Source organism: Afifella sp. YEN Y35 (genome assembly GCF_047553465.1).
Classification (GTDB): Bacteria; Pseudomonadota; Alphaproteobacteria; order Rhizobiales; family Afifellaceae; genus Afifella; species Afifella aestuarii.
In genome coordinates, this window is record NZ_CP180203.1 from 1,751,213 (window position 1) to 1,766,338 (window position 15,126).

The following is a 15,126-nucleotide window of genomic DNA, read 5'->3' on the forward strand; positions in this document are numbered from 1 at the left end:
ATTAATCTTTTCTGGCGCTGCTCTTCGGAGCGAAGCGCGCGAGGAGCTGGATCGCGACCATCGCGCTCCAGGTGAAGACGAAGGAAATGATTGCGAGCGCCGAGGGCTCGTAGGCCCGGTTGGCGCCGATATTCTGCATGTACGGGCCAAAGCCCGGACGGTTGAGCAGGCTCGCCAGGACGAACTCGCCCATGACGATGGCGAGCGTCAGGAAGGCACCCGACAACACGGCCGTGATGACATTCGGAAAGATGATCCGTGTCAGGATCCTGAGGCGGCTGGCGCCAAGAATGGTCGCCGCCTCCGTCAAGGTCTGCACGTCGATGGTCCTGAGACCCGTGTCGATCGCCCGGTACATATAGGGCATGGCGAGCGCCACATAGCCGAGCGTCAGCAGGATATTGGTGCCCATCACCGAACCGGTGAGCGGCAGAAAAGACGACGAGTTGTAGAGCCGGATATAGCCGAAAACGAGGATGATCGGCGGTATGATCAGGGGCATCAGCGTGAGGAATTCCACGATCGGCCTGATCTGCGGCATCCTGAGGCGAACGAAGTAGGCGGCCGGCATGATGATGACGATGCCGACGACGATCGTGCAAAGGCCGATCACCAGCGAATAGGTGAAGGTCTGCTGGAAGCCCGGATCGGCGAAGACATTGCGATAGGCGTCGAGCGTATACCCGTCGCGGCGGATGCTCAGCGAGAACTCGAGCGTCGCGAGCAGCGGCAGCAGGAAATAGGCCGCGCCGAGACCGAAGACGACCCACGACCAGAAGCGGTTGCCTCTCATTTGAGCCACCTCTCAGCGCGGGTGCGCACGATCAGATAGACGACATTGGCAAGAGCGGTGATCGCGATCATGCCGACGGCGAGAGCCGCCCCGAGCTGCTGGTTCTGCAGCACATCGCCGCGGATCTGCGCATAAAGCAGGATCGGTACGATGTTGAGCGACGAGCCGGTGAGCGCATAGGCGGTCGCAATCGCCCCGAACGCGTTGGCGAACAACAAAGAAAGCGTGCCGAGAAGGTTCGGCCACAGGACCGGCAGCCCGACATAACGCCAGAACTGCCAGGTGGAGGCGCCGAGCGTCTCTGCCGCTTCGCTCCACTCCCGCTTCAACCCATCGATCGCCGGCGTGATGATGAGGATCATCAAGGGGATCTGGAAATAGAGATAGGTGAGCGTCAGGCCCCAGAAGGAGAGGATGTTGAAGCCGGCGCGGTAGAGGTCGAGACCGAAGACCTCCCGCAAAATGATGGTCACGAGGCCGACGCGCCCGAGCGTGGCGAGAAAGGCGAACGCCAGCGGGATGCCGGCGAAGTTGGAGGCGACGCCGGAAAAGGTCAGAAGCGTGGAACGGATCACCGGCGGCAGGCGCCCGCGAATGACGGCAAGGGCGATCGCGAGCCCGATCAGGCAGCCGAGCGCGGCGGAAGCGAAGGAGACCCGGATCGAAATCGAGAAGGAACGCAGGATCTGCGGCGTGAAGAGTGCACCGATATTGTCGAACGTCACGCCGCCCTGCCCGTCGGAAAAAGCCGTCGCGAACAGGCCCAGAGTCGGCAGGATGAGGAACATGATCGCAAATGCCAGAAACGGCAGGATGGCGATCGCTTCCCCGAGCCTCAACTCGGCGAACATCTGCGAAAATCGGCGCTTCCGCGTAGGCAAGGCAACTGACCCGGAATGATCCGGGCCAGTCGTTTCAGTCGGAAGCGCGAGCGGCTTGCCGTTATTCGGCGACATTGGCGCCGACCACGGAATCCCACTTCTCCGTGATCACGGCCTTGGCGGCATTTTGCTGCTCGATGGTCGGGAACACGGCCTTGGCGTAGGATTCCGCCGGCGGCAACGCATCGAGAAGCTCCTGCGGGATCTTCTTCTGCTCAGCGAGCGCATTGAAGCGGATCGGGTGGCAGTAGCCGGCCAGCCAGCCAAGCTGGCCCTCGTCGGAATAAAGATACTCCATCCACAGCTTCGCGGCGTTCGGATGCGGCGCGTAAGCGCTGATCGCCTGGACGTAGACGCCGGCGACGACACTGTCGGACGGGACGACGACGTCGGCGGCGGGGTTGCCCTCAAAACCGTCGCGCCAGGCGAGCGAATTGTAGTCCCAGGCGACCACGATCGGCGTCGTACCCTGTGCAACCGAGGCCGCTTTGCCGATCACCGGAACGAAATTGCCCCGCTCGTTGAGCTGCTTGAAATACTGCAGCCCGGCTTCTGCGGCCTGATCGAGATCACCGCCGTTTTCGGCGAGCCCGGCTCCGACGACACCCTGGATCGCCTGGTTGGAGGCGCGGGGATCACCTGACAGAGCAACGCCGTTGGCGTATTTTTCGTCGAGGAGGTCGGCCCAGCTCGACGGCGCTTCACCGACGATATCCGTGTTCACGAGGAACGACAGAACGCCGTAATAATCGCCGTACCAGTAGCCGTCGGCGTCCTTCGCGTCGTCCGGAATCTCGTCCCAGGTGGAGACCTTGTAAGGCTCGATCAAACCTTCTTCTTTCGCCTGCGGGCCAAAAGCGAGGCCGACATCGAGAACGTCGGGCGCCTGCGGGCCGGTGTTGTTCTTGTTGGCGCGGACGGCCTCCAGCTCATCGGCTGAACCCGCATCCGGGTTGAGTTCGTTCACCTGGATGCCAGGATACTTCTCCTTGAACCCGTCGATCACATCGCCATAGCCGCACCAGGAATGCGGCAGCGCAATCGTGGTGAGCTGCCCCTCTTCCTTGGCCGCTTTGTACAGCGCATCAAGGTCCGTCTCGGCGCTCGCCGTCATCGTCGTGGCGAGCAAAGCGACGACGGATACCGAGGCAGCGAATAGAGTTTTGGTTTTCATTATGCGACTCCGTGCTGTGGCTCGGCCCCCATTCGAAAGAGAGTCGCCAAGCCGAACGTCCACTAGAACCGGCCCATGACAGATCCGTGACGCTGCGTTGGCACGGCGGCTTTGTTCACGCCACGCAACGAAAGACAATTTGTCTGTGGCGCATCCCCGCTTCGCGTCGGTCGTGTCTTGGGTCGCCGTAACCTTCGTCCTAAGAAGGCCCGATCGCAAGCTGCAAGACATCTGCACGCAGAAGAAGAATGGGATATCGGCGATGAAGAAAGTCTACGTCATCGGGATCGGGGCCGGCGATCCGTCTGACCTCACGCTGCGGGCGATTGAGGCGATGCGGGCCGTCGACGTCTTCTTCTTCATGGACAAGGACGGGGCCGGCAAAGAGAATTTGATCGCCTTCCGTCAGCAGGTGCTCGCACGGGCCGTTCCCGAGGTCTCCTACCGAAGCATCCATGCCACCAGCCCCGAACGACCGAAAGACGGCCGCGACTACGAAAAGGGTATCGACTGGTGGCGCGGCGAGCGGCGGCGGATCTTTCGCGAGATGCTGTCGGAGCTTGGCCCTGAGGAGACCGGCGGCTTTCTGATCATCGGCGATCCGGGGCTTTATGACGGCACCACGCAGATCCTGCATGAGCTCGCCGCCGAGGGATTTGAGATCGACTTCGAGGTGGTCACCGGCATCACGAGCCTGCAGACCCTTGCCGCCCGTCACCGCATTCCGTTGAACCGCATCGGCGAAGAAATCACCGTCACCACCGCACGGCTCTTGGCCGAGACCGAGCCCGCGACGATCTCCAACACCCTCGTGATGCTCGATGGGCGCGCCACCTTCCTGCGCCTCAAAGAGAGCGATCTCTATATCTACTGGGGCGCTTATCTCGGCATGGACGAAGAAATCCTCATCGCCGGACCGCTGAAGGAGAAGGCGGACGAAATCGCCGAAACGATCGAGACATCGCGCCTGCGTCACGGTTGGATCATGGATGCCTACCTTTTGCGACGGCCGTGAAGGGTGAGAGCCATTCCACCCTGCCGTGACGTAACCCCTTGTAGTTGCATCGCACGCAACCTTTTCAGCTTAAATGAAGGACCTATTCCAAGCCCTTCTGTGATCTGATTAATTTTTGTGAAACCATGCCGCCCAAACTGTGGCGTGTTCGCAATTTAATTAAGCTTTTAAACACGGGCGTCGGCTCAATATCCCCGCAACAAGGGGTAGGAGAGGCGTCATGTCGAAAACGATGCCGCTGGCGGTGTTGTGGCTTCTGGCCACCACCGCCACGCTGCTGCTGATCATGCAGCCCATCAGCATCGAGGCGCAATTCGTCATGGGCGTGGCGGCCGTCGGCGGGATGGCGGCCGTGTGGATGTTCAGCAAGGAAGGCGTTTGGCGCCAGGTCTTTCTGGCGCTCGCGACGGCCGTGGTGCTGCGCTACGTCTACTGGCGCACCACCTCGACGCTGCCGCCGATTTCGGAACCGATCAACTTCGTTCCGGGCTTTCTCGTCTACCTCATGGAAATGTTTTCAGTGCTGATGCTTTTCATCAGCCTGTTCATTACGGCCGACCCTTTGGAACGGAAGCGGGCGCGCCAGCTGCGCGATGCTGAGCTTCCGACCGTCGACATCTTCATTCCGACCTACAACGAAGACAAAAGCCTTCTCGCCACAACCATCGCGGCAGCGCTCGCGATGGATTATCCGCATGAGAAAAGACAGGTTTGGCTGCTCGACGACGGCGGCACCGAGCAGAAGGTCAACAATCCCGACCCGAACGTCTCAGTCCCCGCCAAGCGCCGGCGGGCGGAACTGCAGCGCCTGTGCGCGCAGCTCGGCGCCCACTACCTCACCCGCGAGCGCAACGAACACGCGAAGGCCGGCAACCTCAACAACGGTCTCGACTGCTCCACCGCCGATCTCATCGTTGTCTTCGATGCCGATCATGGCCCGGTCCGCTCCTTCCTGCGCGAGACCGTCGGTCATTTCGCCGACGATCCGCGTCTCTTCCTGGTGCAGACGCCGCACTTCTTCCTAAATCCGGATCCGCTGGAACGGAACCTCTCGACCTTCGAGCGGATGCCGTCGGAGAACGAGATGTTCTACTCCGTGATCCAGAAGGGTCTGGACAAGTGGAACGCGGCCTTCTTCTGCGGCTCGGCGGCGGTGCTTCGGCGCGCAGCGCTCGAGGAGACGGGCGGTTTTTCCGGCGTTTCCATCACCGAGGACTGCGAGACGGCGCTTGAACTGCATTCGCGCGGATGGAACAGCCGTTATGTCGACATTCCGCTGATCGCCGGTCTGCAGCCGGAAAACTTCGTCTCCTTCATCGGCCAGCGCTCGCGCTGGTGCCGTGGCATGGTGCAAATCCTGATGCTGAAGAACCCGCTCTTCAAGCGGGGCCTTCGGTTCGAACAGCGTATCGCCTACCTCTCCTCGTCACTTTTCTGGCTGTTTCCGCTGACGCGCCTCACCTTCATGCTGGCGCCACTGCTCTACATTATCTTCTCGCTGCAGATTTACGAAGCGAGCTTCCGTGAATTCGTCGGCTACACCGTCGCCTATATGGCGGTGAACATCATGCTGCAGAGCTATCTTTACGGCAGGCTCCGCTGGCCCTGGGTGTCGGAACTCTACGAATACGTGCAGTCGGTCTATCTGGGCCGAGCGATCCTGAGCGTCGTCGTCAATCCGCGTGCGCCGACGTTCAACGTCACGGCGAAAGGCCAGACGAGCGATAAAGAGCAGCTCTCGGCCCTTGCCGGCCCCTATTTCGCGATCTTCGGCGTCCTTGCCGTCACCGGCGCCTATGCCGCCTGGCGCTACTTTACGGAGCCTGCCGGCAACGACCTGTTGATGATCTGCGGCGTGTGGAACGCGATCAATCTCGTCATTGCCGGTGTCGCGCTCGGCGTCGTATCGGAGATGCCGGAGCGGCGCCGGGCGCAACGTCTCGCCGTCGTGCGGCGCGCGGTGCTCGAGATCGTCGGTGTCGGCGAAATCGCCGTCTCGGTGGAGGATGTCTCCACCTCAGGCGTGCGGGTGCGCCCGCTGGAGGACGCACTGCCCCCGATGAAGGCCGGTGCCACAATCGCCATGCTGCGTCTCGTCAACGACGACGGCACCGTCACCAAGGAGGCGATCGCCGTCGTGCTGCGCCGCGCCGGCAATGACGACCGCGGCCGCTTCCTCGGCATGGAATTCATCCAGCTCACCGCGCCGCAGTACAAGCTCATCGCCGATCTCCTCTACCGCAGCGCCAATGTCTTCGAGGCATTTCGCAGCCGGCGGCGGAAATCGCGGAGCGTCATCGGCGCCACGGTCGGTTTCCTCTCCTGGAGCTTCTATTACACGCTACGGGCCTTCCGGATCGGTCTCAGGCGCAATCAGCCTGCCGCAACGGACATGGAAGGGTTTGCGAGCGCCGAAACGGGTTTCGGCGTCGAAATCGGACGATCGGAGCCTGCCTTGCCGCGGGTTCAGTCCCATCTGCATGTCGCACCGGCCATGCCGGTCGAAGCCGGAACGACATCTGTTCCCGCCCCTGCGGCGGCTCCTGCCGCCCAAAGCACGGCGGCGGTCGGCGTCGCCACGCCCCAGGTCGAGCAAGCAGAGCCGAGCGAGGCGCAACGCCGGCGCTCCATCTCAACATCGACGGCTGCCACCGCTTCGCTCGGTCATGACGTCTGGGAGTATGCGGTATGAGAAATCTCGCAACCGCGGGCCTTGCACTCCTCCTGCTCGCACCGCAGGCCCAGGCGGGCAAGGTCGTCCTGTCTCTCGATCAGGTTCGGTCGGCAGCGCCGGTCAGGGCGCAGCCCACGACCAGCCAGATGGCCCTCTCCGACACCGGCGTGCCGCTCGTGGCCGAGGTCGATCCGGATCTTCGTCGCCTTCCCGCAGCCTTGAGCGATTTGCATTTCAACGGCGAAACCGCCGGTCATGAATGGCCCGTCTATCTGACGAGGACGCAGGCGGCCTCACGGGCGGAGATGCAGCTCGGCTACATCAACAGCGTGTCGGTGATGTCGGAGGGCTCGACACTGACCGTGACGGTCAACGAAGTCAGCATCGGTGAACTCCCGATCGCATCGCCCGACGAGCTCGCCCGCACGCGCCTCTCCGTTCCCCCGGGCCTCCTCCAGCCTGGCTACAATTCCGTGCGCATCTCGGTGCAGCAGCGGCACCGCGTCGATTGCTCTCTCGAGGGCACCTACGAATTGTGGACCCAGATCTATCCTGGGGTCACGGGATTTGCCTTTGCGGGGGCCGGCGCCGGTTTCGAGCGCTTGAGCGATCTCGCAGCCGTCAATCCGGGTCTCGACGGCGCCGTCAGCATCAGCGTGCGGGCCCCTGAGACGCCCACGCCGAAGGCGACCGAGCGATTTTTGCGCGTGGCCGAGATCGCCGCAATCATGACCAAGGCACCCCGCAGCGAAGTCCGCTTCGACACCGGACCTGCCTCGGGACCCGGCGTCGAAATTGCGATCGGAACGCCGGAGGAACTGCGTCGGCTCGGCGTGTTGAAGCCCGGCGAGACGGCGCAGCCCGGCGTCTCCGTCATCCTTCCCGACGAAATGGATCTGATCCATGGCCGCGTATCCATCTGGATCGTGGGAGGCAGCGACGCGGCCATCGACGCAGCGCTCGCAAGTCTCGAAGCCGGGAGCAAAACGGAGCCTTCGGAAGGAACGCCGTCCGGGCTGCGCGCCGCTGAAAACGCCCTTGGCCACCTCGTGCCGCCGGGAAGCTCTGTGAGCCTGCGCGACCTCGGCGTCGTCTCCGAGGAGTTCAACGGTCGCCTCTACCGCACCTCCTTCAACATTCGCATGCCCTATGACTTTCTGTCGGCGGATTACAGCCAGGCGGTCATTCGGCTGACGGCCGGCTTTGCGCCACGGCTCGATCCCAAGAGCCAACTTCTCGTGCGCGTGAACGATCAGACGGCGTCCGTCCTGCCACTCTTGGACGACGACGGTGCCTTGATGCGGGGACGCAAAATCCCGATCCCGCTGAAAGTGCTGCATCCCGGCATCAACCGCGTGCAGATCGAGGCGCAGCTCCGCTCTCAAAGCGATCGCAGTTGCGACACGCTTGCCGGGCTCTCCAGCCCGAGCCGCTTCCTCATCATGGATACGAGCGAGTTCTATCTCCCGCCGGTCGCGCGCATCGCACGCATGCCCAATCTCGCTTCGACCCTCAGCGGCGGGTTCCCTTACGCCAAAGGCGAAACGACAGCCGCCTACATCCCCGATCCCGACGCCGACACGCTTTCCGCCGCCGGGACGCTCGCAGCCAATCTGGCTGCGGTCAGCGGGGCGCAGCTCAATCTCAAGGTCGCCTTCTCCGCACCCCCGGCTGACGCCGGCACCTCGATCGTCGTGGCGGTGGCACAGGCCCTGCCCGGCTCTGTCGCCGACGCTGTCGGTCTCGACGCCGCCGGCATGCGCCAAGCCTGGCGTTCGCAGATGCTCAACAGCCGTGTCGGCAGAGCCGGACTTGGAGAAGCACCGCTCTACACGGGCTCGACCGGCCGCGACGATCCGGCGCCGCAACGCGTCTCGCAACGGCTTTTCATGCAACCCTCTGTCTCGCTCGACGACTGGACCGAGCAGATGCGCGAGAATGGTGGCTTCGGCGGACCGTTCGAGCGGGCGATCTCCTGGCTCAAGGATCAGGTCGGGAGCGCCACCGGGAATATCGGCCTCGGCGAAGGACCGGATCCGCTGCGGGTCAAGCCGGGCAGCACGCTCGTCCTTGCCCAAGCGGAAGCACCCGCCAACGAGGGGCGCACCTGGACAGTGGTGACGGCGCCAACGAGCGAAGAGCTCGCAGCCTCCGTCGCGCAGATCAACACGGCGTCGCTGCTCTACCGGCTGGACGGGCGGGCGCTCGCGTTCGGCCGCAACGACGGCGACATCACCAGGGCCACGAACGGCAGCTTCTATTATGTGACGACGCAGCCGCTGTCCTTCCAGAATATCCGCCTCGTCGCGGCGGGATGGATGTCGCTCAACATCGTCTATTACGTCCTCGGCCTCATCGCGGCCTGCGCATGCCTCGGCCTCGCAACGACTGCGCTTCTGCGGCGCGTGGGGCATTCGTCATGAGCGCGCGCGTTTCCGTCACCGCCATCGTGGCGTCCTTCTCCGCTCTTCTGGCGATTTCAGCGGGCGCAGCGCTCTTGAACGACAGCCCCTCGGAGAAGGCCGCGCTGCCCTGCGAACCGGGCGAGAGGGCCGCCACAATGGCGAGCGCCGTTCCTCAAAACATCGCCCTCCGCCTGCCGATGGCATCGGGGGAAAACGCGTCGCATGTCGCAGAAACAACCTTCGATTCGGAGCCCGCGGCCGCGGCCACAGGCACACCCGTTTCGACGCCGATTGAAATCGCGGCTGCCGGCAGCGCAGCCGGCTCGAGCGCCGGTGCGACGAAGGCAGATTTGCCTGCGCCTCTCTGGGCGAATTTCCGTGACAATTTCATCGGCGACGACGGACGCGTGATCGACGACGGCAATGGCAAAATCAGCCACAGCGAAGGCCAGGGATACGGCCTGCTGCTCGCGGCCTTCGCCGATGATCCCGTCACCTTTCGCCGCGTGTGGAACTGGACCGTCACCGAGCTCCTGATCCGCGACGACGGCCTTGCCGCCTGGCGCTGGGAGCCCGATGCCGATCCGCACATCACGGACCCCAACAATGCCACCGACGGCGACATCCTGATCGCCTGGGCACTGATGGAAGGTGCAGCCCGCTTCAACGAACCGGAATATCGCAAGGCCGCCGCCGAGATCGCAGCAGCGATCTACGAGAAAACGACGGAAGAGAGCGCGTACGGCCGCATCATCCTGCCGGGCGTCCACGGGTTCCGCGCCGATGATCGTCGCGACGGGCCCGTCATCAACCTCTCCTATTGGGTGTTTCCGGCCTTCCCGGCTCTCGCAAAGGCCGCTCCGCAATACGATTGGGATGCCCTGCGAGACAGCGGCGTGGCGTTGATGCGGGCCTCCCGTTTCGGCAAAAGCAATCTGCCGAGCGACTGGATCTCGCTTTCGGGCGAGAAGCCGAGACCGGCCAACGGCTTTCCCCCGACCTTTGCCTACAATGCAATCCGCGTCCCCCTCTATGCCGCCTGGGCTGAGGCCGGAGATCGTTCCGACCTCGCCCCCTATCAGGCGCTGTGGGAGCAAGCGCAGCCGAGCACCGTCGATGTCATGTCGGGGCGGGCAGTCCAGCCTCTGGGCGGCCCTGGCTATGCGGCGGTCGCGGGGCTCGTCGCCTGCGCACGCCAAGGCACCCCCTTCCCTGCCTCGGCGCGCAACAGCCTTCCCGACCTCTACTATCCGAGTGCCCTACAGGCCCTTTCTGTCGTTGCAGCACAGGAGGCATATTCCGGATGTCGCTGAAAACGCTCCCGTTTCTCCTCCTCGCAGGAGCGGCCTGGATCGCACCCGCGCAGGCCCAGACCATCACCATCAAGGCGCCCGCCCACATGTCGGGCGCCGCCGTTACAAAAGTCGATGAGAGCGCCTTGCGCTACTATGCGCGCAACCAGGAGCTCGACCGTGTCGAGGCCGAAATCCACCGGCTGCAGCAATTGCATCCGGGTTGGACACCGCCCGACGATCTCTTCACCCAGGTGACCGGCGGTAGCGACGAAACGGAATTCTGGGAGCTTTTCGCAGCCGACCGGCTCGATGATCTCGAAGCCGCCATCGAGGCGCGACGACATTCCGAACCGGGCTGGCAGCCGTCCGAGGACCTCAGGAGCAAGGTCGCCTACAAGCGCGCTCGCCAGCGCCTCGTCAACGCCTCGGATATCAAGCAATGGGGCAAGGTTCTCGATATCGCCGGAGGCGGCGACATCGTCCTGAGCACGACAGACGTCGACGTCATGTGGCGGGTGGCGGAAGCCGACGCACACAACCACGCAGAGCAGGAAGCGCTCGCTCTCTACGAAAAAATTCTGCAAGATTCCTCAAATTCGGGCGAGCGGCTTGGGACCATACAGAAGGCGCTCGGGCTCCTGCCTGTGCGCGAGGTCGAGACGCTGATCTCCCTCGGCCGCACCAATCCGGACGGCAGCAACGAATTCGAGATCGTCGAAGACGATCTGTTGCGCGCCCGCATCGGCGCCATCGCCGCCGGCGAAGACGTGGGAACGGTCTCTCGGAGCGAACTCGTGCGCTTCGAAGACGGCGTAGAAGCCGACAAGAGCGCGATGTCCGATGCGGCGCTTCTCGGCTGGTTCTATTATGGCCAGAACGACTGGCAGGATGCGGCGCGCTGGTTCAAGACGTCGCTCGATCGCGGTGGTGACGTGAAATCGGCCGAAGGCGCCGTGCTTTCGCTGAGCGCGCTTGAGAAGCCCGACGAGGCGGAAGCGATCGCCGCCAAATGGGAAGCGGAATCGGCCGAGGTGCGCAGCCTCTTTCTCGGCCTCGGTGCGGCGCGGCTCAGCATGGATCCCCCGCCCGATCTCACACGCGACTACGTCGCCAAACTCGCCAACGCCATCGAAGAAACGCAGTCCGGCGACGGCGCGCAGGCACTCGCCTGGTACCATTACAACACCAAGTCGTTTGATGATGCGCAGAGCTGGTTCCGACAGGCGATGGCCTGGCAGCCGCAGGACACGACGGCACTCGGCCTCGTTCTTGCGACTTTCCATCTCAAACAATGGTCCGAACTCGCCGATCTTTTGAAGAGTTTCTCGCCGGACTATCCGAGCGTCGCTGCGATCGCACCGGAGCTCAAGCGCCCGACGCGGACCGCCTCGACCGTCGATCGCACGCAACAGGTGCGGGCGGCGCGGGTTGCGCAGCGGGTGAACGATCTCTTCGGAGCGAAGCGTTATCGCGAGGCCTTGGCGCTTCTCGACGAGTTCGACGGCAAGTCACGCGGCATGATGATGCTCAGAGGCTGGGCCCTCTACCACGTGCATCAGATCGCCGAGGCGCGGGAGATTTTTCGCAAGCTCGACGCAAAGAGCTCCACCAAAGAGACCCGGGAAGCGCTGGCGTGGATCATGAACGCCCAGCTGCCCGCCCGTCACCGATAGACAAGAGAAAGCCTGGCACCTCCAGCCAGTCGAAAGGGCGTTCACCCCGCAAAGGGTGAGCGCCCTTTCTTCTTCATCAGGCGTCTTAATCCGACAGTCGTTCCTCCCCGCGATAGCGGGCATAGGTCGACTGACCGGAAGCTCCGAAAGAAACGACCGGATAGGTGTCCGGCTCCATGCCGGGCATGGCCATGCCTTCCGAGCCGACCGGCATGCCCGGCACGGCGAGACCGGCCGTCATGGGCTTCTCATCGAGGAGCCGCGCAACCATCGCCGAAGGCACGTGACCTTCCAGGACGTAGCCGCCGACAACGGCCGTATGGCATGAGGCGAGCTCATCGGGCACGCCGAACTGCTGCTTGACGGCGCCGATATCGTCGGTCGGGACGACTTCGACGGCAAAGCCCTCGCTACGCATCTTGTCCGCCCAGGCCGTGCAGCAGCCGCAGGAGGGGTCCTTGTAGACGGTCATCGCCGGAAGTCCTTCCGCATGAACGGAAGAAACGGCGAACATGCCGGCAAACGCAGCGCCGGCGAGAAGAAAACGAGTTTTCATCGGAAGCATCTTTCCAAAGTGCAGATGGGCCGGGTTTCGCCCGGAGATTCAGTCTGTTGCGGGCTTTGCCCGCTTCTTTCAGGAAAGGATGCTTCGTGGCGGAGGCGACAGCGCTTCCGAATCTATGGCAACCAGCACCCTCGCATCCGGCCGCAACTCGGCCGCGACATCGGTTCGTGGCGCGGGCACAGCCGGCATGTGAGTGGTGGCGAAAGCTTGCAGGGTTGCGGCGCAGATTGCGGTACAGCCGGCCTTTTCCACCGGCGCCTCCTGGCAGCAATCATGCGATGGCTCGGCCATGAGGCGCATCGCCGGAATGTCAGCCGAAACCGTCTTCGGGCCATGCGCCGAGACGTAGCTCGCCTGCCCGCCGACGAGTGCGAGGAGAAGCGCGAGAAGCAGCGATGCCAGACGTGGAAACCGAGTTGCGAGCATCCTCTGCAATCTAGCAGATCCGGCGATACCGCGCTTGAGGCAAATCAACGGGTTACAGAAATGTAAGCGAGCACGCCCGTTACGCGACCCTGCGCCCGTTCGCATCGATGATCAGCTCGCCATCCTCCTTGGCGAGCGGCCCGGGCGGCAGGCGATCGAGAAGGTCGAGCACCATCTCGCTCGGCCGGCACAGCCGCACACCCTTTGTCGTGCAGACGATCGGCCGGTTGACCAGAACAGGATGCGCAATCATCGCCTCCAGGAGCTTCTCGTCACTGACCTCGGGATCGAGCAGGCCGAGCTCCTCCGCCGGCGATTTCGTCGTCCTGAGTGCCTCGCGCGGGGTCAGTCCGGCCGCGGCGAAGAGCGCCAGAAGCTGCGGGCGGGTCCATCCTTCCTTGAGATACTCGATGACGGTCGGCTGATAGCCAGCCTTCTCGATGATCGACAGAACATTGCGCGAAGTGCCGCAGTCGGGATTGTGATGAATGACGACGTTCATGGTCGGCGAAACTCTTTCTCTGCGATCGGATACGAGGGCGAAGGGCGAGCTCACGCCGTCAGCCATTCCTCCAGCTTGTCTTCCCGCGGCAGGCCTCCGGCATGGACAAGCTTGCCGTCGATGACGATGCCCGGAGTGGAGGCAACGCCATATCGAGCGATCTCGGCGTAGTCCGTTACCTTTTGCACCTTTGCCTCAATGCCGAGCCTCCCGGCAGCATTTCGCACCATGGCCTCTGTCGTCTCACAGCGCTTGCAGCCGGGACCGAGCACTTTCACATCCTTCATCTCAGAAAACACCTCCGATTTATCCGAACAGGAAATTGAACAGGAAGCCGACGCTGAAGATGCCCGTCCCGACGATGGCGACGAAGACGGCGATGAGCTTTCCCTTCAGCACCTTTCTCAGAATGACGATCTCCGGCAGCGAGAGCGCCAGGACCGCCATCATGAAGGCGAGTGTCGTGCCGAGGGCCGCGCCCTTATCGAGAAGCGCTTCCACCACGGGGATGATACCGGCAGCATTGGAATACATCGGGATGCCGAGGCCAATTGCAGCCGGCACCGACCACCAGGCCTCCGCACCCATGATGCGCGCCATCAGCTCCGCCGGCACATAGCCGTGAATGCCGGCGCCGACAGCGATACCGGCGAGAATCCACAGCCACACTCGGCCGACGATCTCCCTCATGGAGGCAAGGCCCTCGCGAAGACGCTCAACGCCGGTGATCTCGTCCTCTGGCACGCGGCAGCAGCCGCCCGCCGCATTCAACTCGCGCACCCAGTCCTGCAGCCAGGACTCGATGTGCAGGCGGCCGATGACCCAACCCGACACGATTGCGACGCCAAGTCCGAAGGCGAGATAGAGGAGTGCCACCTGCCAGCCGACCAGGCCGAAGAGAAGGCCAAGCGCCACCTCGTTCACCATCGGCGCGGCGATCAGGAAGGAGAAGGTAACGCCGAGCGGGATGCCGGCCTGAACGAAACCGATGAAGAGCGGAATGGCGGAACAGGAGCAAAAGGGCGTCAGGATGCCGAGCCCAGCCGCCATGACGTTGCCGACCCCCTCGCGCCGACCCGACAGAAAGGCCCGCGTCTTCTCGGGCGAGAAGAAAGATTGCACCACCCCCATCACGAAAACCACGAGCGCCAACAGCATCAGCACTTTCGGCGTGTCGTAGAGAAAGAAGGCGAGCGCCTCGCCGAGCCGGCTCTCCCGTGCGACTGGAAGCAAGCCGGTAAGTGCTTCGGCGGCCGGCTCGAGGCCCATATAAACGCCGACCCACAGCGCGAACGCTGCGACGGTGCCAAGATACCACAGGAGTGGCGAGGAGCGCCGACCTGATCCCGGCGCAGTGCTGTCTGCAAAGCCGGAGGCGCTCATGCAGCCGCCCTCCTCGACCCGCCCTCGAGCGCGACCATGGCCGCATCGACGATCGCCGCAAGCTCTTGCGGCAGGTCCGGATTGCGCCGGTAGCGAACCCATTGCGCATCGCGGCGGTCGACGACGAGGCCGGCCGCCTTCAGCACCCCCATATGCCGCGACATGCGCGATTGCGTTGCCTCCAAGCGCTGCATCAGCTCACAGACGCAATGCTCCCCGCCGTCCCAGACGATCTGGATGGCGGCAAGCCGCGTCGGCTCAGCCAAGGCGGAGAGAACAAGAGACACATCCATCACAAACTCACGATTTTGCGCATATGCGTTTAAGCGCATAAACTCTC

14 protein-coding genes are annotated in these 15,126 nt (G+C 63.4%); 5 read left to right on the top strand and 9 right to left on the bottom strand.

Features of this window, described 5'->3' with window-relative positions:
* Position 1 precedes the first annotated feature (1 nt).
* The 3 genes from ACK8CP_RS08285 to ACK8CP_RS08295 form a co-directional block, all read right to left on the bottom strand.
* On the bottom strand, positions 2 to 793 hold the full coding sequence (locus tag ACK8CP_RS08285; protein WP_414833947.1) for an ABC transporter permease: 792 nt from the start codon (positions 791 to 793) through the stop codon (positions 2 to 4).
* Positions 790 to 1,644 (bottom strand): ABC transporter permease, encoded by an 855-nt coding sequence (locus ACK8CP_RS08290; protein ID WP_414833948.1) that lies wholly within the window; start codon positions 1,642 to 1,644, stop codon positions 790 to 792. The genes ACK8CP_RS08285 and ACK8CP_RS08290 overlap by 4 nt, the downstream gene beginning before the upstream one ends.
* A 91-nt stretch (positions 1,645 to 1,735) precedes the next feature.
* Positions 1,736 to 2,848 carry an ABC transporter substrate-binding protein gene (locus ACK8CP_RS08295; protein ID WP_414833949.1) on the bottom strand — a complete coding sequence of 371 codons (1,113 nt, stop codon included), beginning with the start codon at positions 2,846 to 2,848 and terminating at the stop codon, positions 1,736 to 1,738.
* A gap of 262 nt (positions 2,849 to 3,110) precedes the next feature.
* On the opposite strand from ACK8CP_RS08295, the gene cobF reads away from it, so the two are divergent.
* The 5 genes from cobF (at position 3,111) to ACK8CP_RS08320 (ending at position 11,910) form a co-directional block, all read left to right on the top strand.
* Positions 3,111 to 3,863 (top strand): precorrin-6A synthase (deacetylating), encoded by a 753-nt coding sequence (gene cobF, locus ACK8CP_RS08300; RefSeq protein WP_414833950.1) that lies wholly within the window; start codon positions 3,111 to 3,113, stop codon positions 3,861 to 3,863.
* Positions 3,864 to 4,083: 220 nt separating this feature from the next.
* Positions 4,084 to 6,555 carry a UDP-forming cellulose synthase catalytic subunit gene (bcsA, locus tag ACK8CP_RS08305; RefSeq protein ID WP_414833951.1) on the top strand — a complete coding sequence of 824 codons (2,472 nt, stop codon included), beginning with the start codon at positions 4,084 to 4,086 and terminating at the stop codon, positions 6,553 to 6,555.
* On the top strand, positions 6,552 to 8,960 hold the full coding sequence (locus tag ACK8CP_RS08310) for a cellulose biosynthesis cyclic di-GMP-binding regulatory protein BcsB (protein WP_414833952.1): 2,409 nt from the start codon (positions 6,552 to 6,554) through the stop codon (positions 8,958 to 8,960). The genes bcsA and ACK8CP_RS08310 overlap by 4 nt, the downstream gene beginning before the upstream one ends.
* On the top strand, positions 8,957 to 10,255 hold the full coding sequence (locus ACK8CP_RS08315; RefSeq protein ID WP_414833953.1) for a glycosyl hydrolase family 8: 1,299 nt from the start codon (positions 8,957 to 8,959) through the stop codon (positions 10,253 to 10,255). The genes ACK8CP_RS08310 and ACK8CP_RS08315 overlap by 4 nt, the downstream gene beginning before the upstream one ends.
* Positions 10,246 to 11,910, top strand: a complete 1,665-nt coding sequence (locus ACK8CP_RS08320; protein WP_414833954.1) for a hypothetical protein — start codon at positions 10,246 to 10,248, stop codon at positions 11,908 to 11,910. Before ACK8CP_RS08315 ends, ACK8CP_RS08320 begins: the two co-directional genes overlap by 10 nt.
* An 85-nt stretch (positions 11,911 to 11,995) precedes the next feature.
* Here the strand turns inward: ACK8CP_RS08320 and ACK8CP_RS08325 are convergent, their stop codons facing one another.
* From ACK8CP_RS08325 to ACK8CP_RS08350, 6 genes are all read right to left on the bottom strand, one after another.
* Positions 11,996 to 12,466 (bottom strand): DUF411 domain-containing protein, encoded by a 471-nt coding sequence (locus tag ACK8CP_RS08325; protein ID WP_414833955.1) that lies wholly within the window; start codon positions 12,464 to 12,466, stop codon positions 11,996 to 11,998.
* Between the two features lie 78 nt (positions 12,467 to 12,544).
* Positions 12,545 to 12,901: a hypothetical protein gene (locus tag ACK8CP_RS08330; protein ID WP_414833956.1), complete on the bottom strand. Its 357-nt coding sequence runs from the start codon at positions 12,899 to 12,901 to the stop codon at positions 12,545 to 12,547.
* A 79-nt stretch (positions 12,902 to 12,980) separates the two neighbouring features.
* Positions 12,981 to 13,403: an arsenate reductase (glutaredoxin) gene (gene arsC / locus ACK8CP_RS08335; RefSeq protein ID WP_414833957.1), complete on the bottom strand. Its 423-nt coding sequence runs from the start codon at positions 13,401 to 13,403 to the stop codon at positions 12,981 to 12,983.
* Between the two features lie 50 nt (positions 13,404 to 13,453).
* Positions 13,454 to 13,690 (bottom strand): thioredoxin family protein, encoded by a 237-nt coding sequence (locus ACK8CP_RS08340; RefSeq protein ID WP_234627496.1) that lies wholly within the window; start codon positions 13,688 to 13,690, stop codon positions 13,454 to 13,456.
* A 19-nt stretch (positions 13,691 to 13,709) separates the two neighbouring features.
* The gene (locus ACK8CP_RS08345) at positions 13,710 to 14,786 is read right to left on the bottom strand and encodes a permease (RefSeq protein ID WP_414833958.1); all 1,077 of its coding nucleotides are present in this window, start codon (positions 14,784 to 14,786) and stop codon (positions 13,710 to 13,712) included.
* Positions 14,783 to 15,079 carry an ArsR/SmtB family transcription factor gene (locus ACK8CP_RS08350; RefSeq protein ID WP_414833959.1) on the bottom strand — a complete coding sequence of 99 codons (297 nt, stop codon included), beginning with the start codon at positions 15,077 to 15,079 and terminating at the stop codon, positions 14,783 to 14,785. The genes ACK8CP_RS08345 and ACK8CP_RS08350 overlap by 4 nt, the downstream gene beginning before the upstream one ends.
* Between the last annotated feature and the right edge of the window lie 47 nt (positions 15,080 to 15,126).

Coding starts and splice junctions, on each gene's coding strand:
- ACK8CP_RS08285 (WP_414833947.1), bottom strand. CDS start 793: ATGAGAGGCAACCGCTTCTGGTCGTGGGTCGTCTTCGGTCTCGGCGCG.
- ACK8CP_RS08290 (WP_414833948.1), bottom strand. CDS start 1,644: ATGTTCGCCGAGTTGAGGCTCGGGGAAGCGATCGCCATCCTGCCGTTT.
- ACK8CP_RS08295 (WP_414833949.1), bottom strand. CDS start 2,848: ATGAAAACCAAAACTCTATTCGCTGCCTCGGTATCCGTCGTCGCTTTG.
- cobF (WP_414833950.1), top strand. CDS start 3,111: ATGAAGAAAGTCTACGTCATCGGGATCGGGGCCGGCGATCCGTCTGAC.
- bcsA (WP_414833951.1), top strand. CDS start 4,084: ATGTCGAAAACGATGCCGCTGGCGGTGTTGTGGCTTCTGGCCACCACC.
- ACK8CP_RS08310 (WP_414833952.1), top strand. CDS start 6,552: ATGAGAAATCTCGCAACCGCGGGCCTTGCACTCCTCCTGCTCGCACCG.
- ACK8CP_RS08315 (WP_414833953.1), top strand. CDS start 8,957: ATGAGCGCGCGCGTTTCCGTCACCGCCATCGTGGCGTCCTTCTCCGCT.
- ACK8CP_RS08320 (WP_414833954.1), top strand. CDS start 10,246: ATGTCGCTGAAAACGCTCCCGTTTCTCCTCCTCGCAGGAGCGGCCTGG.
- ACK8CP_RS08325 (WP_414833955.1), bottom strand. CDS start 12,466: ATGAAAACTCGTTTTCTTCTCGCCGGCGCTGCGTTTGCCGGCATGTTC.
- ACK8CP_RS08330 (WP_414833956.1), bottom strand. CDS start 12,901: ATGCTCGCAACTCGGTTTCCACGTCTGGCATCGCTGCTTCTCGCGCTT.
- arsC (WP_414833957.1), bottom strand. CDS start 13,403: ATGAACGTCGTCATTCATCACAATCCCGACTGCGGCACTTCGCGCAAT.
- ACK8CP_RS08340 (WP_234627496.1), bottom strand. CDS start 13,690: ATGAAGGATGTGAAAGTGCTCGGTCCCGGCTGCAAGCGCTGTGAGACG.
- ACK8CP_RS08345 (WP_414833958.1), bottom strand. CDS start 14,786: ATGAGCGCCTCCGGCTTTGCAGACAGCACTGCGCCGGGATCAGGTCGG.
- ACK8CP_RS08350 (WP_414833959.1), bottom strand. CDS start 15,079: ATGGATGTGTCTCTTGTTCTCTCCGCCTTGGCTGAGCCGACGCGGCTT.